This window comes from Halobacteriovoraceae bacterium, from assembly GCA_020635115.1.
Taxonomy (GTDB): Bacteria; Bdellovibrionota; Bacteriovoracia; order Bacteriovoracales; family Bacteriovoracaceae; genus JACKAK01.
This window is the reverse complement of the sequence record JACKAK010000006.1, coordinates 88,058-109,608: the sequence shown is the minus strand read 5'-3', so window position 1 is coordinate 109,608 and position 21,551 is coordinate 88,058. Positions and strand designations below refer to the sequence as shown.

20 protein-coding genes are annotated in these 21,551 nt (G+C 33.0%); 12 read left to right on the top strand and 8 right to left on the bottom strand.

The genetic code is table 11. From position 1 onward, the window contains the following. The 5 genes from H6622_10630 (at position 1) to H6622_10610 (ending at position 5,777) form a co-directional block, all read left to right on the top strand. On the top strand, positions 1-909 hold the full coding sequence (locus tag H6622_10630) for a hypothetical protein (GenBank protein MCB9061967.1): 909 nt from the start codon (positions 1-3) through the stop codon (positions 907-909). 16 nt (positions 910-925) lie between these two features. Beyond that, positions 926-1,291, top strand: coding sequence for a response regulator transcription factor (locus H6622_10625; protein ID MCB9061966.1), 366 nt, complete (start codon positions 926-928; stop codon positions 1,289-1,291). After that, on the top strand, positions 1,291-2,109 hold the full coding sequence (locus tag H6622_10620; protein ID MCB9061965.1) for a protein-glutamate O-methyltransferase CheR: 819 nt from the start codon (positions 1,291-1,293) through the stop codon (positions 2,107-2,109). The genes H6622_10625 and H6622_10620 overlap by 1 nt, the downstream gene beginning before the upstream one ends. Positions 2,110-2,198: 89 nt before the next feature. After that, complete coding sequence (locus tag H6622_10615) at positions 2,199-3,233, top strand: response regulator (protein MCB9061964.1); 1,035 nt, start codon at positions 2,199-2,201, stop codon at positions 3,231-3,233. A 3-nt stretch (positions 3,234-3,236) separates the two neighbouring features. Next, positions 3,237-5,777 carry a chemotaxis protein CheW gene (locus H6622_10610; protein ID MCB9061963.1) on the top strand — a complete coding sequence of 847 codons (2,541 nt, stop codon included), beginning with the start codon at positions 3,237-3,239 and terminating at the stop codon, positions 5,775-5,777. 59 nt (positions 5,778-5,836) lie between these two features. On the opposite strand, the gene H6622_10605 is transcribed toward H6622_10610, so the two are convergent. Next, complete coding sequence (locus H6622_10605; protein MCB9061962.1) at positions 5,837-6,559, bottom strand: HD-GYP domain-containing protein; 723 nt, start codon at positions 6,557-6,559, stop codon at positions 5,837-5,839. 197 nt (positions 6,560-6,756) lie between these two features. On the opposite strand from H6622_10605, the gene H6622_10600 reads away from it, so the two are divergent. Both H6622_10600 and H6622_10595 read left to right on the top strand, forming a co-directional pair. Further along, a complete protein-coding gene (locus H6622_10600; protein MCB9061961.1) occupies positions 6,757-7,902 on the top strand; it encodes a hypothetical protein in 1,146 nt (381 codons plus the stop codon). After that, positions 7,883-8,464, top strand: coding sequence for a hypothetical protein (locus H6622_10595; protein MCB9061960.1), 582 nt, complete (start codon positions 7,883-7,885; stop codon positions 8,462-8,464). The genes H6622_10600 and H6622_10595 overlap by 20 nt, the downstream gene beginning before the upstream one ends. Here H6622_10595 and H6622_10590 read toward each other — a convergent pair. From H6622_10590 to H6622_10560, 7 genes are all read right to left on the bottom strand, one after another. Beyond that, positions 8,461-9,624, bottom strand: a complete 1,164-nt coding sequence (locus tag H6622_10590) for a PLP-dependent transferase (protein MCB9061959.1) — start codon at positions 9,622-9,624, stop codon at positions 8,461-8,463. The genes H6622_10595 and H6622_10590 overlap by 4 nt on opposite strands. A gap of 24 nt (positions 9,625-9,648) precedes the next feature. Continuing rightward, complete coding sequence (locus H6622_10585) at positions 9,649-10,629, bottom strand: cysteine synthase family protein (protein ID MCB9061958.1); 981 nt, start codon at positions 10,627-10,629, stop codon at positions 9,649-9,651. Positions 10,630-10,648: 19 nt separating this feature from the next. Beyond that, the gene (locus H6622_10580; GenBank protein ID MCB9061957.1) at positions 10,649-11,863 is read right to left on the bottom strand and encodes a glutamate--cysteine ligase; all 1,215 of its coding nucleotides are present in this window, start codon (positions 11,861-11,863) and stop codon (positions 10,649-10,651) included. A gap of 16 nt (positions 11,864-11,879) precedes the next feature. Then, positions 11,880-12,917 (bottom strand): AAA family ATPase, encoded by a 1,038-nt coding sequence (locus H6622_10575; GenBank protein MCB9061956.1) that lies wholly within the window; start codon positions 12,915-12,917, stop codon positions 11,880-11,882. After that, positions 12,896-13,768: a hypothetical protein gene (locus H6622_10570; protein MCB9061955.1), complete on the bottom strand. Its 873-nt coding sequence runs from the start codon at positions 13,766-13,768 to the stop codon at positions 12,896-12,898. Before H6622_10570 ends, H6622_10575 begins: the two co-directional genes overlap by 22 nt. Then, positions 13,710-14,354 carry a hypothetical protein gene (locus H6622_10565; protein ID MCB9061954.1) on the bottom strand — a complete coding sequence of 215 codons (645 nt, stop codon included), beginning with the start codon at positions 14,352-14,354 and terminating at the stop codon, positions 13,710-13,712. Before H6622_10565 ends, H6622_10570 begins: the two co-directional genes overlap by 59 nt. A gap of 91 nt (positions 14,355-14,445) precedes the next feature. Beyond that, positions 14,446-14,847 (bottom strand): polyhydroxyalkanoate synthesis regulator DNA-binding domain-containing protein, encoded by a 402-nt coding sequence (locus H6622_10560; GenBank protein MCB9061953.1) that lies wholly within the window; start codon positions 14,845-14,847, stop codon positions 14,446-14,448. 354 nt (positions 14,848-15,201) lie between these two features. Here H6622_10560 and H6622_10555 point away from each other — a divergent pair, with 354 nt between their 5' ends. From H6622_10555 to H6622_10535, 5 genes are all read left to right on the top strand, one after another. Continuing rightward, positions 15,202-17,058 carry a tetratricopeptide repeat protein gene (locus H6622_10555; GenBank protein MCB9061952.1) on the top strand — a complete coding sequence of 619 codons (1,857 nt, stop codon included), beginning with the start codon at positions 15,202-15,204 and terminating at the stop codon, positions 17,056-17,058. Then, positions 16,974-17,720 (top strand): hypothetical protein, encoded by a 747-nt coding sequence (locus H6622_10550; GenBank protein ID MCB9061951.1) that lies wholly within the window; start codon positions 16,974-16,976, stop codon positions 17,718-17,720. The genes H6622_10555 and H6622_10550 overlap by 85 nt, the downstream gene beginning before the upstream one ends. Positions 17,721-17,912: 192 nt before the next feature. Further along, entirely contained in the window at positions 17,913-19,676 is a 1,764-nt protein-coding gene (locus tag H6622_10545) for a hypothetical protein (protein MCB9061950.1), read from the top strand. Between the two features lie 11 nt (positions 19,677-19,687). Next, a complete protein-coding gene (locus tag H6622_10540) occupies positions 19,688-20,623 on the top strand; it encodes an ABC transporter permease (protein MCB9061949.1) in 936 nt (311 codons plus the stop codon). Positions 20,624-20,632: 9 nt separating this feature from the next. Then, on the top strand, positions 20,633-21,550 hold the full coding sequence (locus tag H6622_10535) for an ABC transporter permease (GenBank protein ID MCB9061948.1): 918 nt from the start codon (positions 20,633-20,635) through the stop codon (positions 21,548-21,550). The last annotated feature ends 1 nt before the right edge of the window (position 21,551 follow it).

Below are 21,551 nucleotides of genomic sequence, written 5' to 3'. Positions count from 1 at the left end.
ATGTTTGTCAATTACCTCGTAACTAATAATCTAGTTTCAAAAAAAGACTTAATATATGCTGTTGCTACAGTAAGTGAATCTCAACCATCACTTTTAAGAATTTTAATTGATGAAAAAATTATTTCAGAAGATCAAGCAATTTCAATAATCGATAAACAACTCAAGTCAAATTTGAGCATTTCAGAAATTCTAATCACAGAGAAAATTATTACTGCAGAAAAACTAAATATTGCAATTGATAAAATGAATTCTTCAGGGAAAACACTGATTGATGTACTCCTCGAAAAGAATTTACTGTCCCATCAGGTATTGGTTGATGCAGTAGATAAATATAAAATTGAAGATGCTAAAAAAGAAGAAGAACCTAAAAAAGTCAATGAAAACGTTTCCATAAGCGAAGCTGCCTTGGAATCATTGAAGGAACTTGGAATATCAGATGAAACAATGATTGCTGATCTAGAACAAAGCAGTGACAATAAGAGAACTGAAGAAACAAATACTAGAGAAGATAATGTTTTTGCTCAAGAACTTCTTAAAAGCTTAGATGAAAAGCAATTTAATAAATTGTTAAAGATTGATACGATTATTAAGGAAGCTGTTCAAAATGAAGGTGATGTTAACACATATTTAAATACATTGTATAAAGATTTTCATATCATTAAAGGAGCTGCATGTTTAGCTGAAGTTAATGAAATCGAAAATCTCTTAGACAAATGGGAATCTGTTCTCGAAAATTTATTTGATAAGACAGAAAAAGACATTAGGTCTTGGTTTTCAAATAAAACAGAAGTCGTTGTGCAAACAGTAGACATTCTCAAAAAAATTAAAGAAAATTTAAAGGGTAAGCAAGCAACAAATGATGGACTTGAAGATAATTATTCAAAAGTTCTAACTTTATTAGCAGCTTAATGAGGGGTTTCAATATATGAGAGTTTTAGTTGTTGATGATTCAAAGGCCATATACATGATGGTTTCAGAAATGCTCAACGAAGGTGGGCACGAAAGTTTATGGGCCGAAGATGGACTAAAGGCAGTTGAACATATTAAAAATAATGAAAAAATTGACTTAGTTCTTCTTGATTGGAATATGCCAAATATGAACGGTCCTGAATTTTTAGAGGCCAATCAGAAAGAAAGTTTAACTCAAGCACCAATCATGGTGATGACTACTGAAAATAAACCTGATTATATTAAAAAGGCAATGAGTTTAGGTGCAAGTGAATATATTATGAAGCCTTTTACTAGTGATATCCTATTTAATAAAATCGATTTAGTCATGGGAATATTCTGATGATATCAAATGAAATTTATAAATTCTTTGCGGAATTAATTTATAAAAAATCTGGTATTTTATATGCTGAAAACGATTATTATCGTCTAGATGCGAGATTGAATACTCTTGTAAAAGAATTATCATTGGGATCAGTTGAAGAATTACATAAAGCATTCAGACTTGGACCTGATCAAAAAACACTAACCTTACTTGTAGATTTGTCTACTAATAATGAAACATATTTTTTAAGAGATAATAAACCCTTTAGAACTCTAACAAGAAGTTTGATTCCTGAATTTGTGGAAAAAATCCCCGCAGGAAATATCAATATTTGGAGTGCTGGTTGCAGTACAGGACAAGAACCCTATTCAATCTTGATGTCTATTTTTTCAACTGCAAAACCAGAAGTCATATCTAGAATTACAATGACAGCAACTGACATTTCAACTCAAGCAATTAAAAAGGGTGAAAGTGGAACTTATAACGGTTTGGAAGTTCAAAGAGGACTACCAATTGCCTTATTAATGAAGTTTTTTAGTCAGAATGAAGATGAAAGCTGGACAATTAATAGTGAAATTCGATCAAAAGTTCAGTTTTCAGAGCTCAATTTATTAACTGAAGATTTTCCTTCAGAAAAATACCATATTATATTTTGTCGAAATGTACTCATTTATCAAGATTCCGTTAATAGAGAGAAAATTATCAATAAGCTCTATGATGCTCTAAGGCCAGAAGGGTATCTTTTTATGGGGGCTGGTGAGAGTCTTATTGGCATGAATGTAAAATTCAAACAAAAGAAAGTGGAAGAGTCTATTATTTTTCAAAAAGTTGACTAGTTCAATTAACCTAAAATTTCCTTAAAAACATTAAATTTTACGATTATCTAACGATAAGTAATCTGTCACCAACTTTAAGAAGGTCAAAGATGGATAATTTGATGTTAAATGAGTTTTTAATTGAAGCTGAAGAAATGCTAGATACAGCAGAAGATGGCTTTTTAAACTTAGACAATGATGACACAGACTTTGACAATAACTTTAATGAAATTTTTAGAGCATTTCATAGCCTTAAAGGTGCTGCTGGTATGTTCGGGTTGGATTCATTACAAACTCATATGCATTCACTTGAGAGCTTATTTGAATCAACTAAAGATGGGCACATATTAGCACGAAATCAAGTTGATTATTTTCTAAATGGAATAGATGTAGCTCGCAAACTTTTACAAGGTGAACAGGCCGAGTTCCAACGTATAAATATGGAACAATTTTTAAAACTTAAAAATAACACCTTAGAAGAAGTCATTAAGGGTCAAACATCCAAAGTTGAGACTCCTACAAAAAAAGAATCAATGAAACAAATAGATATTGAAATTGAAAATGAAACTGAAAATGTTACATCTTTAACTCCGAAGAAGAAGAAAAGAAATTCTAAAGGGGTAATTATGATTGTTGATGATGAGGAAGATATTATATTCATTTTAAAATCACTTATTGAGTCTGAAGGTTTTGAAGCATATACATATTTGAGGGCCGATGAAGCATTAAAAGACATTGAAAGAATTAGACCTGATACAGTTCTTTCTGATATAAAAATGCCTGGAATCACTGGAGTTGAATTTACTAAAAAAATTCATGAAATAGATTCAGACATACCAGTCATTCTAAATAGTGCTTACATAACAAAAGACACTGTTTTAGAAGCATTAAGTTATGGTGCTTATGGTTTCATTGAAAAACCTTTTAAAGATGCAAAAGTTCTAAGTATTGTCACAGCATCAGTAAAAAAACACATGGCGATGAAGCTACTTAATAAGAGTATCAACTTCATTCTCTATCAGTTTAGTGACTTAGATCAATTTCTTAAAAAAGAAGGTAAAGAAACTATAAGAATGACCCTGAAAAAAGATCTTCAACAAATATTGGAGCAGAAAAAAGAACTCCAAAATTTGAAAGCGAGTTAAGAGATGCAACTGGAGATCGTCTGCATTGATGATAATGAGGATATTCTTGAAGTCTATGAGGGATTTTTAGCTTCAAGAGAAGAAAAATTAGTTACGTTTACAGATCCAGAAGAAGCAATTGATTATCTCTATCTAAACCAAAAACGTGTTTTGATGGTATTTTCAGATTTTAAAATGCCAAAAATGACAGGGTATGAACTTAGATCAAGAATGTTACCACAATTGAGTGATATCCCTTTTGCATTGATCACAGGACATATGAATCGAGATATGGCCATTAAGGCCATGGAATGTCAAATTTGTAAATTTGTGGATAAACCATTTAAACCTGAAGATTTAAATGAAATAATTGATAATTTTGCTCAGACTAGAAAAAAAATGATCATGGAAGAATTCGAAATGATTTCTTCTTTTGTTGAAGAATCTACTCCTATGCTTGAAGAAATAGAGTCTTTAATTCTTGTTCTTGAAGATGAACCAGGAGATATTTCAGCGTTAAATACTTACTTCAGATTACTCCATACAATTAAAGGAACAGCTGCATGTGTTGGATTAACAAAAGTTTCTGACTACACCCATAAGTATGAAGATCTGGTGAATGATCTAAAAAATGGAATTCGAGCAGTAAATGATACAGTGATTGATGTTTTATTGAGAGGACTTGATACATTGAAAAATATGTATAGTTCTTATCAAGAGTTTGGAAAAATTGATATTGATGTAGCAGAAGCTGTTAAAATATTTAATCTTGAACATTTTGAAAAAGAAAATGTAACAAAAGTAAAAAATGATGTTGAGACTGAGAAAAAAGTAAAAGTTGCAAAAAATGAGGAAGGTGCAAAACAAGATAAAGTCAGTGTCGGGATTAACACTTTAGATCGATCTATGGAATTATCTGGAGAATTAACTGTTTTAAGAAATACATTATTCAAGTCGACTGAATCACTTGAACAAAAGTTTTTTGGGGATAGAGATGTTGAAGGTGTTCGAGAAAATCTTGAAGACCTATCAAAGGTAATGTCATTACTTCAGGGACAAATTACAGAAATGCGAAAAGTTTCTGTGGAAGTTATTTATCGTCCAATGAAACGTATTGTTCGAGATGCTTCAAAATCTTTAGGAAAAGATATTGAACTTATATTAAAAGGCGATGATTTACGAGTAGATACTATAATTGCTAAAATATTAAATAATACCTTAGTCCATCTTGTCAGAAATGGTGTAGACCATGGAGTGGAAAATGCCCAAGAGCGAAAGGCCGCTGGAAAGCCTGAGCAGGGAACTGTTATTTTAAATTCCTATCAAGATGGCGAAAATATTTTTGTCGAAATTAAAGATGATGGGAAAGGATTGGATCCAGAGAAATTAAGAAATAAGGCAATCCAAAAGGGCCTTTATACAGAAGAGCAAGTCTCTAAAATGTCTGACTACAAAATTTTTACGATGATTTTCGAATCAGGATTTTCAACCGCAGAAAAAGTTACTGATATTTCAGGACGTGGTGTTGGTATGGATATGGTTCGCTCATCTGTTGAAGAAATCGGTGGCAAAATTCTCATTGATTCAAAATTGGGGGAGGGAACAAAATTTCTAATGATTCTCCCTGTGCCTCGATCTGTTCTTATTATCAATTCACTTATGATAACCAGCAAAAATAAAAGATTTGCTTTACCTCTTGATGAAGTTGCAGAAGTCATCTCGTTGGCCAGTACTGATGAAAAAGATTATCACAGCAAAATTCACAAAATTGAAGGAGGGAAAGTTCTTAAACATCATAACGAATTGATTCCTATACTTTCTCTATCTAATGTTCTTATGAAAGTTGAAGACGAAGTTATTGAGAAGATCGTAATAGTGAAAGGTGAAGGTTTTAAGTTTGGACTTATTGTAGATGAAATTTATGATATTGAAGAAATTGTTGTTAAAAAATTCTCTGATCAATTAAAACCAATTGAACACTATCTAGGTGCTACTTTAATAGGAGATGATGAAATTGCACTAATTCTTAATCTCAAAGGCATTGCAAAAAATAACAATATCATGAATGATTTCGATGAAAATTATGAAAATTATTTTGGTAGTAATCAAGTTGCAGGTGAGGAAGATGAATATATGATTTTTTCTCTTCTTAATGGCCAGCAATATGCAATTCCACTTGATTCTGTACACAGACTAGAAGAATTTAAATCTAAAAGCGTTGAATATTCAGGATCTTTATCTCTCATGCGCTATCGAGAAGGAGTGCTTCCTTTAATTAATCCTGAAATTATTGGTGGAATTGGAAGTAATACAACTGATATCTATCTAGAAAAAGATATTCTAAATGTGATTGTCGTGAGATTTGAAAATAAATTATTTGGACTTATGGTAAGAAATATAGATGATATCGGAGCAACTCTTAATAAGGTTGAAGAATTTACAAATGATCATAAATCAATTCTTGGCACTATCTTTATAAATAATAAAAATATTGCAGTCTTGTCTGGAGATTACCTTGTCAAAAATTTCAAGAAAAGACCAGGCATACTGAAAGATGCCGCATAAAAATGACAAGGCCAAAAGAACAAAAAGATATATAAAATTTATATTTCTTAGAGAATAACTTAGGCCGCTTCCTTATTGAATTTTTTACCAAGAACTTCAATTGAGAAATTATCTGTTTTTTCATTTTGATCTTTGATCATCGCCTCGATGAATTTTTCAACAAGATGTGGGTCAAATTGTTCACCAGCAAAATCACGTAACTCTCGAAAGGCCACTTCATAGGGAAGACCTTTTCTGTAGGGTCTGGTTGAGGTCATTGCATCAAATGTGTCAGCTATGAGAATAACACGTGAAAAGAGAGGGATATTGTCACCCTTTAAACCCTCTGGATATCCTCGTCCATCAAATCTTTCATGATGATGCTTGGCGCTTAAAGCAATTTTTTCTAGGCCCTCAACTTCTAAGAGAATTTCATAGGTCATCGTTGGATGCTCTTTCATCATTAGAAATTCTTCATGATCAAGACGTGTCGGTTTTTTAAGTATACTATCCGGTACCCCAATTTTACCAATGTCATGAAATAAACCAGACAATTCAAGCTCAAATAACTCTTGGTCACTTAATTCTAATTCAACTCCAAGTCTTCTTGAATAAAATGCAACTCTAGCACTATGTCCGTATGTGTAGTCATCTTTTAATTGCAGGGCCTTAAGAAGAGACTTGGATAAATTTTCAAAGGCCTTCTCACTAAATACTTTCAGATTTTTGTTTTCCTCAATTAACTTTAATAAAGTAACATTTAGGTAAACTGAATCAAGTTGTATTACATTATCTTTTTTCAACTCTATTTCCTCTATGCATTTTACTAACTACGCACGATACTATTTTCGGTCAATTTGCTGACAAACTTGAGTAAATCCTTCAAAAAGGTGCAATTTCAGTATGTTATATTTACTAGTCAATAACTTTTTTTGAAAAAAAACCTCAAAAAAGAGGCATTTTTGTGTCATATTGTTCTATTATCTTTCTAGAGGGGTGTATGGAGATCATACTGGTCGACTTTGATTTAAAACTTGAAAAAAGGATTGTCTCTCTTTTGCCTACCGATGTTGAATCTACTATTTGCAAAAGTATAGATGAACTTAAGGAATTAAATACAACCAAGCATCTATTTTTTGTGATGTATAGCAAAGACTCTATTCATTATATTTCTTATTTAGAAAAAACAAATAAGAATTATGTCATACTTTACAACTCAAATGATATTTCAGATAAGGACTCAAAAGAAATATCGTCCTATGGAAATTTAAATGAGGGATCAGTTGATATAATTGATATTTCTACAAATGATGACTTATTGGGCATGGATTTAAAGAAAACTTTAAAACGTTTTTTTCAAACAAATGAAAAGATTGTTGATGAAAATATGGTTCAGCAAGTAGAAGAATTGACCCAATATTCAGTAGGACAGCTCGAACGAATTAAAAGGATCCATGAAGCAGTTGTTCCCTTAAGATCTGAAGAACTAAAAGGTCTCAAACTCTATAGTAAATATGCCGCAGGAGTGAAATCTGGCGGTGAGTTTTATGACATTTTGAAAACAGAAAATGAAATTGTTCTCTTTGTCTCTTCATCTAGCTCTTATATTGTTTCAAGTATAATCTTGTCTCATTTTGAGGCCATAAAATCACTCACTCATTTTAGTGATGAAGTAATGGAAAATTTTCTCAAAGGTGTACATCAAGAAATTTCAACACTACAATTTAAAAAACCAACGGAAAAAGACCTTGACCTCATCTTATTACGATTTAATCTTCGGACAATGAGTGTAGATGGACATAATTTTGGTGAAACTCATTTTATCTCTAATTTTAACCAACACCTCTTTTTGAGCAATGATCTAAAAGTTGTCCCTGAAAACTTTAAGAAGGCCTCAATTTCTCAAATGCTAGATAGGGGAGAAAAAATAATTGTTTTATCTCCTGGCTTTCTGAAAAATTGTAATGATGTCATAAATGGTATGGAAATAGATGACTTTATTGAAAGTATCATTCATAATGAACCGAGGGAGATTTTAACTGAACTCTTCTATCAGCTTAAAAAAGATATGGCCGCTAGTTTTCTTGATTATGATGCAACGGCCATTGTAATCGAGGTCGATCAAAATGTTATTGTCCAAGTTTAATTTTATTCTTATTGCTTTCATCATTTCTCTTACAACGTACTCAATGGATGAAAAACAATGTCTTGATACAAACTTTAAAACTGAGGTTTCACATAAAACTGGTTTGTTTGGTTTATTGCAAAGAAATATATCTGTGAACAAAAGAGGTTGTGTCATTGAACTAAAGCATCAAAGCTATCATTTTATCAAAAGAAGATGGATTGTTGATGTTTGTAGGGCACCAGTTCATATTAAATATGGCGAAACAGGTCTAGATGTTTTTAAATGGGAAAATTGTAATAATTCCAAATCAAGTTTTTGTGAATCTTTTTCAGAGCTTGTATCAATTGTTCAGGATGATGGATTGATTTTTGCAGAAGGATATAAAGAAGATTTAGACTCTTCCCATGGAAAATTTTTCTGCGCCTATCAGCTAATGCTTAAGTATCTTAGAGATAAAGAAGTCCTTACGAGGGGACAGGATTACAAAGCTGTTCTTGAAACATCAGAAACAAGTTCGAATGAAAAAACTGATCAACAAGAACAGACTCCTCAAGCACCTGTGCCAAATGTTGAGTTTTAACATTTGGCGAAAGCTGATTTAAGATCATCAATAAGATCATCTACGTTTTCTATCCCGACAGAGATTCTAATAAGACTGTCTGATATCCCTAACTTTTCTCTTTCACTCTTAGGAACTGAAGCGTGAGTCATTATTGCTGGATGTTCAATTAAACTCTCTACTCCTCCTAAACTTTCTGCTAGTGAAAAGAGATTTACATTTTTTAGAAAAATCTTTGCAGCTTTTAGATCCCCTTTAATCATAAAAGAAATCATCGCTCCAAAACCATGCATTTGTTTTTTTGCAATTAAGTGTTGTGGATGAGACTTCAAACCTGGATAGATAACTCTTTTTACTTTGGGATGTCCTTCTAGGAATAAAGCTATTTTTTTAGCATTCGCTTCATGTGCGCGCATTCTAACAGACAACGTTTTTAAACTTCTTAAAATTAACCATGAATCAAAGGGAGACTGACAAGGGCCAATTGAGTTTTGCATATACCAAAGTCGATCATAGAATTTTTTATCATTAGTCATCAAGCATCCTGCAACAACGTCACTATGCCCATTTATATATTTCGTCATTGAATGAAGTACAATATCAGCACCTAATTCAAGTGGGTTTTGGAAATACGGACTCATAAAAGTGTTATCAACCACAACCATTGTGTTGGTCTTTTTAGCTAAGGCACAAACCTTTTTAATATCCGTTATTTTAAGCATTGGATTGGTTGGACTTTCTAACCACAAAAGATTTGGCCTTTTATCTTTTAATAATTTCTCAAGTAGTTTTAAGTCTGTTGTATCAGCGAATGTAAATTCATGCATTGAATTCATAATTGTCGAAAACTGTCTATAGGTTCCTCCATAAACGTCATCTCCACAGATTATTTTACTCTTGGCCGGAAGAGCATGCATTATGAGCATCACAGCAGACATTCCGCTTGCAGTGACGAGGCAGTGCTTTGAATTTTCCAATGAGGCCAGGCATTCTTCTAATCTAGATCGAGTCGGATTGTGGCTTCGGGTATATTCATAACCTTTATGGTCACCAGGGGATTTTTGGACATAGGTTGAAGTTTGATATATGGGAGGAATGATAGATCCTGTCGTTCTATCCGGTTCATTACCCACGTGAATAATTTTACTATCAAAATGCAGGTCCTTAAAATTTTTGGACATATAAGCTCCTAAAAAGTATTAATCTTATTCTGAAAGGTAGCCACCCTTTTTCATCCATTCGTCATTATAAATCTTTGAAGCATAACGATTTCCTGAATCAGGTAGGATGCAGAGGATTTTCTTGGGTTCTTTAAGAGACTCCGCATATCTTAGTGCTCCTTGCACAACTGCTCCAGATGATCCTCCCGCATAGATCCCTTCTTCTTGTAAAAGTCTTCTTGTCATAAGAAAACATTCTTTATCGTAGACAGTGACAAATTGATCGATAATATCAAAATTTACATTTAGAGGTATAATATCCTCTCCAATACCTTCCAAGACATATGGCCTGGCCTGAGAGATTTCTCCAGTTTCGTGATAGTGCCTAAGAATTGAACCATCTATATCAACTGCTACAACTTTTAAATTAGGCATTTTTGATTTTAAATACATACCATTCCCTGAAATTGTTCCCCCAGTACCAATTCCGGCCATAAAAACATCGAAATCACCTTCCGTTTGCTTATAGATTTCAGGGCCAGTCATATTAACATGTGTATCTCGGTTCAAAAGATTGTCGTATTGATTAATATAAATTGAATTTGGAATTTCATTTGCTAGTCGTTTTGAAACACTATAGTAAGATTCAGGCGATTCAGGAGCAACATTGGTAGGGCATAAAATAACCTGTGCACCAAAGGCCTTAAGATTATTTATTTTTTCTTGTGACTGTTTGTCTGCCATGACAAAGATTGATTTATAACCTTTAATATTGCAATACATGGCCAGACCCACTCCTGTATTTCCAGAAGTACCTTCAATAATTGTCGCACCAGGTTTAATTAAACCAGCTTTTTCTGATTTTTCTAAAATATAAGCCCCAATTCTATCTTTTATAGAACCACCGGGATTCATAAATTCACATTTTACATATATTTCAGACGCGATGTTTTTAGTAATACTGTTGAGCTTCACAATGGGCGTGTTACCAATTGCTTGCAAGATGTTTTCTTTGGCCCCTTTCATCATAATAAATCCTTATCCTTTATTCGGCCCCAAATCTCTTTATCTCATGGCCTGCAGCAAGAGTTGATAACCTTGCTATGATAGAGTAGAGCGCCTCTTTAATATTGTGATCTTGGTTTTCTTTAATCTCGCTGATGCAAAACTTTTTGAAAACCATTCCTTTACTATTCAAATTACTTCTAGCATCTTTTTGATTATTTGCCCGCATAAAGCCACCTACGCTTTGGCCATTCACCAAATATATTGTAATCTCGGCGGGCATACTATCATACTTTATGATGGTCTCAACACCTTCTTGAGCAATAATTGATGTGAATTTTAAGTTATTTTTTCCTATATCCATTTTATTGCGGCCCTTACGATTTAAATCTAAGATTTCTTGCCCGCTTTCGACGACACTAATACCCATTCCATATGTACCTTTATTGGCCTTTATAAAGACACTTTGCATTGTGTCGATTTCTTTCTTTAAGTTGTCTACCTGAGTTGCAAGTAACTCCAGTCCTTCTTTTTCACTAAAATCGACATCGTGAACGGCCTTAAACTTTGCTTGCATCAGGTTTGGATCGATTGAAAATTCTTTGCAAAACTCTTCAAGGACTTGTGAATAAAGTTCAAAATGGATTGATTTTTCTCTATTGTACCATCCTAGTTCCGGGTGTGGGCAAATTTTAGTATCCAAATCTTCTAAATGAATTCCAATTTTTTTAGATTGGTCATTGTTCAAAATACATAGATCAATCTTGTGAGCCGCCTTAATTTTAAGTCTATTTTCAACGACATTCGCTAAATGAAACGTTAAAGAATATTTTGATTGACTGGTTAAAACGATCTGATCGTTATCTTCGAAAAGAGTTTCATCCAATGTCAAAAAATAGACTTCTACCCCTGCATCTCGAATTGTTTTTCCTAGTATGGCCAGATGATCTAGGTAAAAAAGATTTCTTGTGTTTGATTCGGGATAGATTCCAACTACTTTTATATTTTGTTTTTCGAATATGTTTGCAAAAACTAATGAAGCGTTATCGAGATCTCTCTGACAAAGATTGTTAAACCCTGCAGGAAAGAGATTATTATCTACTGGAGCAAATTTTTCATGACCTTCACGAATATCAACACTTGTGTAGAGCGGGGGAGGGGTTTTTTCCATGAGCTTATCAATATGTTTGTTGATACAATTCCAATTTGACAGAACAAACTCTTCAAGCATCTGTTTACTTGTAATATGGGCCATAGCTCCTCCATGAAAATTAATAAGATTTCCAATATACAGCTAACTCTTTGGCCTGATTCAAAGGGTCTTGATCAGAAATCAGACCAAATTTTAGAACAGGAATATTATGTTTGTCTAAAGAGTTCAATGCAATATTTTCTTTCGTTAAGAAATTGTTAAGTAAAGTTTTTTCAATTTCAGATATGGTATCAAGATTTATTGCATCAAGAGTAGATTTGAGGGATTTGTTAATTAAAATCGTTTTCTTCCCTTTTGTGATTTCATTAAACTGCGAAAGTAAATCTTGCATACTATCGACTTTACTCTGTTCAACAGATAAGATTACAAACCAATGGTTATATTCTTCGTTTTTAAGTTGGAGTTGAAAATCTTTTGCCGTGAGAAAGACTTCTTTATTTAAATTGAGGATATAAATTGTGTCAACAAACAGCTCGACAAAATCTTTACCGGTGACAATTTCGAGATATCCTAATAATTTCTTTACACCTGAAGAGACAATTTTTTTTAGAAAAGATGGTGGCCTCACATTGGTTTCAATTTTCTTATTTAAATAGGCAAAAAAATCTAAGAAGGAATTGTCAAAGAAAGTTTCTATTTTTTTTGCGGCCTCAACAAAATCAATGAAATGTTGACCAGGTGGTGTATCTAATACAATCGTCTCATAATTATTTTGTTCTAAATGAAATTGTACTTCTAACACAGACATAATTTCATTAAGTCCTCCATATGGCCTTAATAAAATATCAAGGATAGGATTTGAATGTACATCATCATTTGCACCAGAAATTCTTTTTAAAGTTTCTTTTGGATTAAGTAATTCAGCATCAAAAGTAATGTGTTGATTGTTTTCAAGTGTTAAATTAACTTCTTCAATTTTCCCAAATTTATGTAGGTCTAGTCCTAAGACTTGTTTTAGTCTTCTTGCAGGATCTATTGTGATGAGAAGTACTCTTCGTCCTAGGGAAGCAAGATGAATGGCCCTAGATGTTGCTAATGTTGTTTTCCCAACGCCACCTGTCCCACAAAATACTTCTAATTCACATCTTTGTGACATACCAATTGTCCTATATTCTTCGCAATATCACGAATTTTATCAACAGTATCAAAATTTGTTGAATAAGCTATCTTTGTGACATGTTGATTTTTGAAAAGTTGTAATAAATTTTTTTCGGTTTCGACTTTGTTTTTAAGAAACTGAGTCTGAATTTGTGGGCCATTAAAAAAATCGCTTAGAGTTTCATTTAAACACAATCTGATAGCAAAATCTCCTATACTTTTAAGTTCTTGTTCAAGGTCAAGTGATTCCTTTACAGATAGTTCTGTTGGAAGAGAAGAAATGATTATTTGAAAATAATCTTTGTTTTCCATAAACGTCTGCATTTTTTTTATATCATTGACAATTGCACCTTCTTTGAAAATTTGGAAAAAGTTTTTAGGAGACTCCAAAATAGAAAGTAAATGTCCAGTAGAAGGAGAGTCGGCCACAATTATCGTGTCTGGTTCTTTATTTATAATATCTATTACATGTCCTATGAGAATGAGATTTCCAAGTCCAGGAACTATATTAAATAGTCCATTGAAAAATGGAGTTTTCATTATCCAGCTTGAAATAGTTGCAGAACCCAATTTCCGAGACATATATTCTTGTGCACTTTTTTCTAAAGAAAGTGGGAAATATTCAATTTTGAGCTCATCTAGTACTTTCTTTTCAACTGGAAGTTGGTCATCAAAATTTAAGTACAAGACTTTCTTTTTCCCTTTAGTATGTTCAGAAATGTAATAAGCACAAGACAGAGATAACAGTGATTTTCCAACTCCCCCTTTACCTGTGACGATATAAAGGTTTTTAAAATCCTGAGAATGAATAGAGAGCTGTGAGGAGTAGTTTGAAATACGATCCGTCAATTTCTGGCCTCCCAAACTGTTTTGTATCAAAAGGGTTATGATAATGGCCAATTATACCTGTTGTCATTCGATTGTTAAGTTTTAATTCTACTCCTAAACCAAAATTCGCTCCAAATCTAGTTTTTGCCTCAGATCTTCCAAGCTCATCTTTTACATAAGGTCTGTAGAACCCTAAACCTCCAAGAGCATAAGGAGAAAAGTTATCAAATTGAAAAAACTTGGATTTAATTGCAAAGGCAATACCTGGAATAACTGTATGATGATTTCCATATGTATGTTTGGAAAGATGAATATTTGATAAAAAATCAAACGAATAACTTGCTGAATAATTGTGATAGATATCGATTGTAATTGAGTCTTCTCCGTTACGGCCAAAGTCTCCCTTTAAAAAGGTTTGTCCTAGTCCAATTCCAAGTGAATGAACTTGTAGTCCATTTATACTAGGTGCAGGCCTAGCAATTGTTTTTTTAGAGATATTTTCGGGAATCTTATTCTCGTTAGCTTTAATTTCTGTATTGCTTTCTTGAGAGAATAGGCCGTTTGTAAAAAGTAATGTTGATAAAAGAGTGATTTTGAAAAAGTTCATAAAAAATCCATTTCTAAAACTTTATAAAAACAAAACCAACGGACCTTTTTAGGCCAGTTGGTTATGTTTATTCATTAATACGATTGTATAATTAGTTGAGAGTTGGCGCAATCTCAGAAGATAATGCATTGTTTTCTGTTTGCTGCATAAAATTCTGAAAACCATCATTTTGCTCAGTAGCTGCACTTGAATCTTCTCCACGAAGTTCAGCTTCTAATGCTCTAATATGGCCAGTGAAAGTTCCTTCTTCTGAACGAATAACTCTCTTAAGTAGCTCAACATCACCTGCTTTAGTTGACTTTTTTTCTTGATCAAAAAGTAACTGAATTTGAGTCATGTAAGTGATGTCATTCTTAGTTTTGTTGTCGATAACTTGGATTTCATTACCTTCTCTGATAATTTGAGCAATTTCTTCCAAAGTAACATAACAGCTCTGATGAGTGTCATAAAGTTTTCTGTTCTGGTAACGCTTAATGGTTCTTACTTCTTTCATCACTTTCCCCTATAGGTGCGTGTTAACAATAACAACTGCGGTTTAGAATATTTTTTGTGTTTGGTCAACTTTTGAGTGATACAACGTGTTTAAAACGATGCTAAGCAACTCATTTTATTTAAGCGTAGCACTAAACAAAAGTCTGATGACAAACAAGACATGGATTATCAGATTCCTTTTGATGCTGTCAACCATGATTGGGGTAAACTTAGCAGGTTGCATATAAAATTGCATTAAAAATAGTAAAAACAATAAGTTAGATATCAAGAATGATGCTTCGCTCGACTACGAAATTCTAAATATTTAAGAAAAAATGTCGATAGGCCATAGAGTTGCCAGGGCGAAGGAACCTATATGCACAGGATGTTATTTATTTTTTTATTCATTTCTGTTTTAACCAACAGCTGTGCACATAAAAATATAATTGATAGTGTCGATGGTAAAGGCCAGTCTTTAAAAATTAATACGATCTTTCCTAATGAAGAAATTCAAAGCGGTAAAAACGAAAATGAAAATGATGAAGAACAAATGGAAAAAGCAATCGAGATGGCCATTAAAAAAGGCCCTGATGCCATTCGATTTCTTTCAACTGATTTGTTTATAAAGGCCAATGATGCTTCTCTTCGAGGGGAATCACAACTTGCGTCTTATCTTTACAAAAACTTATTGAAATTAACACCAAACGATTTATACGTGCAAAAAAAATATGCTGTTGAGTTAATAAGAATAGGGGACCTAAAAAAATCTTTGGAGTTTCTCAAAGAAGTCTACGAACAAGATCCTAAGGATGAATCTGTTGGACTAGTTTACGCAGGAGTACTAACTGTAGTAGGAAACAGAAAAGAGGCCAGAGAAACGTATAGTAGGTTAATTGAACTCAATAAGGAAAACGAGGAGGCCTGTGTGTTTTTGGCCAAATCATATTCTTTGGACAATATGTATAATGATGCATTTTCCCAACTAAGAACTTGTCAAAAATATATGCCTAAAAACCCACTATTTGCCTACTACGCAGGAAAGCTTCGCTTAGATAAGGGTCAGGCGATGTTGGCCATTAGTGAGTTCAAAAAAGCACTTCGAATAAAGGGATCTTATTATCAAGCTGCACTTGCAATTGGAATGATCTATGAACAAGATAATAAAGTGCAAAAAGCAATCGAAAACTATAAACATTTTGTTGATAAAAATGAGGGCAACAACCCAGTTTTGTCGAGATTAGTTCAATTAATGTTTGCAGCTGAAAAATTTGATGAGGCCATTCCATACGCTGAAAAACTTTCTGGTCTTGAGCAAGCTGACCTAGATCTTAAATCCAGGCTGGGGATCTTATATACTCGAAAAGGAGAGTATAAAAAAGCAATTGCTGTATTCAAAGAAATTTTAGCAGTGATACCGACATCGGATCAAATATTATATGACTTGGCCTATCTTTATCAACGAATAAATGATTATGAAAATTCAATAGAGACCTACGAAAAAATTTCAGAAAAAAGTGAATATTACTTCGAGAGTATAAAAAATATTTCTGAAATTTTGCATACACAAGCTCTCATCGATGAATCAAAAGCCCAGAAGTTTATGTCGTTTGTGAATAAATATAGAGTCAATTCGCCTGACTATGTAAGATTGACAATGAACATATTGTTGGCAGACTATTACGAAGCAAAGGAAAGCTACAAACGAGCAATCGCTTCAGTTGAAGAAATTTCTGAAGTAGAAGGTTTTACTAACGGTCATAAATATTATTTGGCAGGTCTTTACGAGAAAGATAATGAAATAATAAAGTCACAAGAACTACTTAAGGACATACTTACAGATGAACCTGATAACGTTGATGCTTTGAATTATTTGGGCTACTCTTATATAGAGAGTGGTTCAAATTTGGATAAAGCATTTGAGCTCATAAGAAAGGCCGTTGATCTAAGTCCTACTGATGGCTATATTAGAGATTCTTTAGGTTGGTATTATTATAAGATTGGTGACTTTAAAGCAGCACTAAAACAAATAATAATGGCCAACAAATATGCTCCGAGTGATCATGTCATTTTAAAACATTTAGGAATGGTCTACCAGAAATTAGAACTGTATGATGATTCAGTAAAGTTTCTTAAGGAGGCGATTTCAAAATGCAAAGACAAAAAAGAAAAAGAGAAGATTCGTTCGTTTTTAGGCGAAGTCGAGGCCGTACGAATGCCGGCATCTGGTCCCTAACTGTTCTATCTTTTCTGATTTCTTCTTGTTCAATGTTTCAAAACAAAAATAGGCCTATACTTGAAAATGAAAAAAAAATTCTTGCTCAAAAAGTATCATCCTTGCGGTTGGAAGGAGAGGGAAAAGGAGAATTTAAAGCTGGAGGCCAGCGTCTCATCTTTTCATTTGAGTCAGTGTTAGAAAAAACTAAATATATGATCTATGCAAATATTTTCGGAAAAGGGGAAGAAGAATTTGGAGTAAGTTGGAAATTTGAAAATCCTCTAAAATTTGCTCAACTCCATGGAAGTTTATTGAATGAATTTTTAAGAAAAAACTATCAATATGAAAAAGAACAAAAGGAATTTGTCCTTTTTTTTGCAAAATCACTTCTGTTTTTACAAGACTTAAAAAATGAAAAATTCACCGAATATTGTGTTCGTAGTGAACAAGAAATTAACTGTTCAAAAGATGGAGCAGTTATCAGTATAGATCAGTCAAAATCTCAAAGTGTAAAAATTATAATGAAGGCCAAAAATAGTAGCCTCCCTTATATTGTTGCAAAAACTGAAAACTACAAAGGAAAGGACTTAACGAATATTATCTTAAAAAAGGACTTTAAATTTCTTTTTAAATGGTCAGAGAGTGAACTTATGAGCTTAAGGTTACTCATTGATATCTAAATTAAGTTTTTCTTAATGGTGAGGGCCAAACCGACACCAATCTTACTTTGAAGTAAGAAAATGATCTAAAATCTTAACTCAAAACTCAAATATAATTACACCTGGCGATATTTGTTGCATTAGGCTGGAAATAATCAATTCTCCAATGGTATACAAATTTAATTGAATTTTCATCAAACAGAGGAAGTGGATATGAAAATCCTTATTCAAACTTTGATTATGACCTATTTATTAATAATTTGTTCATGCACAACTGAGAAAACATTTTCAGAAAAAGAAATTAATATTGGCATTAAGGCCGTTATTAAAGGATATGATCCCATTCAAGCGAATGATACATATGGATCAGTAGAAATATCTAGAATTTATGAAGGACTTCTGGAGTATCATTACTTAAAAAGACCTTTTGAGTTAAGGGCCAATCTTGCTGAGGAGATGCCCAAAGTCTCTGCTGATGGGTTGACCTATACTTTCAAATTGAGAAAAGGCGTAGTTTTTCAAGATGACAAGGCCTTCCCTAATAATAAGGGACGTGAACTTGTGGCCGAGGATTTTGTTTATTCGATTAAAAGACTTGCCGACCCAAAGTTAATGTCAAAAGGATGGTGGCTTCTTGATGATAAACTTGTAGGTCTCAATGAATGGAGACAAAAGCATTCAGAACTTGAGACTGTAGACTACGACGAAGTGGTTAAAGGGATTAGAGCACTTGATAGATACACCCTTCAGTTTGAGTTAAAAAGACCTTTTCCACAATTTCTCTATGCTTTGGCGATGCCTTTTTGCTTTGTAGTGGCAAAAGAAGTTGTCGACTTCTATGGAAAAGATTTTCAAAATCACCCCATAGGTACAGGGGCATTTAAGTTATCAAAATTTAGCGCTGGCGCAAATAAAGTTGTTTATTACAAAAATCCCACTTTCAGAGAGATGTATTATCCAAAGGAAGCTTATTCAGAATTTGAAAGGCTTGGACACCTTAAAGATGCTGGAAAAAGGCTTCCTTTAGTTGATAAGATTTCAGTATCATTTATGCCAACAGAACAACCTCGGTGGCTTAATTTTTCGAAAGGTAATATTGATACACTTGAAATTCCAAAAGATAATTTTAATTCTGTTCTCAATGATCAAAAAGAGCTTAAAAGTGAATACACGAGTAAAGGCGTGAAACTTGAAGTTGCTCCATCACTTGATTTAACATATATTGGTTTTAACTTCGACAAAGAAATTTTCAAAAACAAAAAATTACGTCAAGCAATTGCTTTAGCTTTTGATAATAAATCACATAATAAATTATTTCATAATGGAGTTGCTCAAGAAGCAAATGGAATTATCCCTCCTGGAGTTTCTGGATTTGATTCAAATTTCATAAATAAGTATCTTACTTTTAATATACAAAAAGCTAAGGAGTTATTAGCACAGGCAGGTTTCCCTGGTGGCAAAGGTCTTCCAGAATTAACGTATGATACATCAAACTCTACAACCCATAGACAACAAGGTGAATTTTTTGCAAAACTCCTGGCACAAATAGGCATTAAATTAAGAGTCTTTACTAATCAATTTCCTGTCTTACAACAAAAGATAAATGATAGAAAAGTTGATCTATTTGGAATCGCTTGGTCTGCTGATTACCCGGATGCTGAAAATTTTCTTCAACTTCTGTATGGCCCAAATAAATCTCCTGGAACAAACGATACTGGATATAATAATCCTACTTATAATGAACTTTATAAAAAATCGGCCATCATGCAAAATTCACCAGAGCGTACACAAATCTATGAAAAACTTAACCAGATAATGGCCGAAGATGTTCCTATTATTCCAAACGTTCACAGACAATTTTATATTATTAAACATAAGTGGTTAAAAAATTATATTCATTCAGATTTTGAATTTGGAAGAGCAAAATATTTGAATGTAGATTTGAAAGAGAAAGCCGAAATTGTTCCTACTCTTTAAAAGGATTGTAAATGAACATCTGGAGTTATGTTTTTAGAAGAATTCTTTACATTTTTCCTATATTGCTTGGAGTTTGTTTAATTATATTTATTATGTTCAATGTTGTTGCCCCTGATCCGGCCAGAGTTATGTTAGGAAAACATGCATCTGTTGAACAAATGGAGCAAATTAGACGTGAACTAGGGTTAAATCGTTCTCCAGTTGTTCAATACATCGATGTGGTTAAATCTGCTTTTACTTTTGATTTTGGTCGTTCATGGTCCACAAAACAAAAAATTTCAGAAATGATTTCACAAGGAATTATTCCTTCTCTAACTATCTCTCTACCTAGTTTTATTTTATCAAGCATTATTGCAATTTGTATTTCATTAGTCGTTTCTTTTTTTAGAGGTAAATTGATTGATAAAACAATTGTTTTTGCCTGTGTTGCTTTGATGAGTATATCTTCACTGGCCTATATATTATTTGGACAATATTTCTTGGCTTTTAAACTTGGGATTTTTGAAATTTCAGGTTATGAATTTCCTAACTTTTTACCATATGTTGCACTTCCCGTACTTATTTGGATTTTTCTAAATGTTGGGCCTGATGTACGTTTTTTTAGAACGATTATGCTAGATGAAATATACCAGGACTACGTACGAACTGCTCGGGCCAAAGGACTTAGTGAATTTAAAATTATGTTTAAACATGTACTCAAAAACTCTATGATTTCAATTCTCACTTATCTCGTAATTCAGATTCCATATTTAATTTTGGGCTCCTTATTATTAGAAAATTTTTTTAGTATTCCAGGACTTGGAAGTATTATAGTAGATGCCATAAATGCTTCAGATTTTCCTGTCCTTAAGGCCATGACCATTTTAGGTGCAGTAGGACTAATATTTTTTAGTGTTTTAACAGACGTCATGTATGCACTTTTTGACCCTAGAGCGAGATTGAAATAGGAGTTAATCATGAGTGAACTTGTAACACAGATCGAAGAAAAAATGATTTCAATAGAAAAAGAACAAGAAAAAGAGGAGTCACTCTCTTTATGGCAACATGCTTTTAAAAAATTATTGTCGGATAAAATGGCTATAATTTCATTTTCAATATTTGCAATATATGTCCTTGTTGCAGTTTTAAGTTTCTGTGGAATTATTGCAAATGACTGGAATGTTGATGTGGGAAGTTCGTATTTACCACCAAGTTCAAAGTATTTCTTTGGCACAGATTTACTTGGTAGAGATGTATTTCTTAAAACAATAAAAGGCGCAGAAGTCGCTGTTACTGTGGGATTAGTGACAGCATTAATCGCTACTCTTATTGGAGTTACTTTGGGAGCAATCGCAGGATATTTTGGTGGCATTGTCGATGAAGTTATAGTTTGGTTTTATACTTCGTTTTCTTCAATTCCCTATATTCTGATGCTCGTTGCTCTATCATTTATAATTGGTCAAAAGGGATTAGTAGTTGTCTTCCTGGCCCTGGGGTTGAGTTCTTGGGTAAATTTATGTCGACTTGTACGAGGAGAGGTTATCCGTCACAGGGATAGAGAGTATGTTCAGGCCGCACATGCTATTGGATGTGGACACATGCGAAAACTTTTTGTTCATATATTGCCCAATATAGGTCACATAATTATTATTAACTTTTCACTACAATTTCAATACGCAATTAAAGCTGAAGTCATATTATCTTATTTAGGAATTGGTGTTCAGGAATTACCAAGCTGGGGAAAAATGATAGACGATGCTAAGCAAGAACTTTTTAATGGCGTTTGGTGGCAATTAGTTGCTGCAACAGCTGCAATGTTTATTGTTGTCCTTTCTTTAAATATACTAGGTGATTCATTGAGAGATGCACTAGATCCCAAACTTAAAGGAAAATAAT

What these genes read in the sequence shown, in the direction of transcription:
- H6622_10630 (MCB9061967.1), top strand. Translation starts at nt 1, where the DNA reads ATGTTTGTCAATTACCTCGTAACTAATAATCTAGTTTCAAAAAAAGAC.
- H6622_10625 (MCB9061966.1), top strand. Translation starts at nt 926, where the DNA reads ATGAGAGTTTTAGTTGTTGATGATTCAAAGGCCATATACATGATGGTT.
- H6622_10620 (MCB9061965.1), top strand. Translation starts at nt 1,291, where the DNA reads ATGATATCAAATGAAATTTATAAATTCTTTGCGGAATTAATTTATAAA.
- H6622_10615 (MCB9061964.1), top strand. Translation starts at nt 2,199, where the DNA reads ATGGATAATTTGATGTTAAATGAGTTTTTAATTGAAGCTGAAGAAATG.
- H6622_10610 (MCB9061963.1), top strand. Translation starts at nt 3,237, where the DNA reads ATGCAACTGGAGATCGTCTGCATTGATGATAATGAGGATATTCTTGAA.
- H6622_10600 (MCB9061961.1), top strand. Translation starts at nt 6,757, where the DNA reads ATGGAGATCATACTGGTCGACTTTGATTTAAAACTTGAAAAAAGGATT.
- H6622_10595 (MCB9061960.1), top strand. Translation starts at nt 7,883, where the DNA reads ATGTTATTGTCCAAGTTTAATTTTATTCTTATTGCTTTCATCATTTCT.
- H6622_10590 (MCB9061959.1), bottom strand. Translation starts at nt 9,624, where the DNA reads ATGTCCAAAAATTTTAAGGACCTGCATTTTGATAGTAAAATTATTCAC.
- H6622_10585 (MCB9061958.1), bottom strand. Translation starts at nt 10,629, where the DNA reads ATGAAAGGGGCCAAAGAAAACATCTTGCAAGCAATTGGTAACACGCCC.
- H6622_10580 (MCB9061957.1), bottom strand. Translation starts at nt 11,863, where the DNA reads ATGGCCCATATTACAAGTAAACAGATGCTTGAAGAGTTTGTTCTGTCA.
- H6622_10575 (MCB9061956.1), bottom strand. Translation starts at nt 12,917, where the DNA reads ATGTCACAAAGATGTGAATTAGAAGTATTTTGTGGGACAGGTGGCGTT.
- H6622_10565 (MCB9061954.1), bottom strand. Translation starts at nt 14,354, where the DNA reads ATGAACTTTTTCAAAATCACTCTTTTATCAACATTACTTTTTACAAAC.
- H6622_10560 (MCB9061953.1), bottom strand. Translation starts at nt 14,847, where the DNA reads ATGAAAGAAGTAAGAACCATTAAGCGTTACCAGAACAGAAAACTTTAT.
- H6622_10555 (MCB9061952.1), top strand. Translation starts at nt 15,202, where the DNA reads ATGCACAGGATGTTATTTATTTTTTTATTCATTTCTGTTTTAACCAAC.
- H6622_10550 (MCB9061951.1), top strand. Translation starts at nt 16,974, where the DNA reads ATGCAAAGACAAAAAAGAAAAAGAGAAGATTCGTTCGTTTTTAGGCGA.
- H6622_10545 (MCB9061950.1), top strand. Translation starts at nt 17,913, where the DNA reads ATGAAAATCCTTATTCAAACTTTGATTATGACCTATTTATTAATAATT.
- H6622_10540 (MCB9061949.1), top strand. Translation starts at nt 19,688, where the DNA reads ATGAACATCTGGAGTTATGTTTTTAGAAGAATTCTTTACATTTTTCCT.
- H6622_10535 (MCB9061948.1), top strand. Translation starts at nt 20,633, where the DNA reads ATGAGTGAACTTGTAACACAGATCGAAGAAAAAATGATTTCAATAGAA.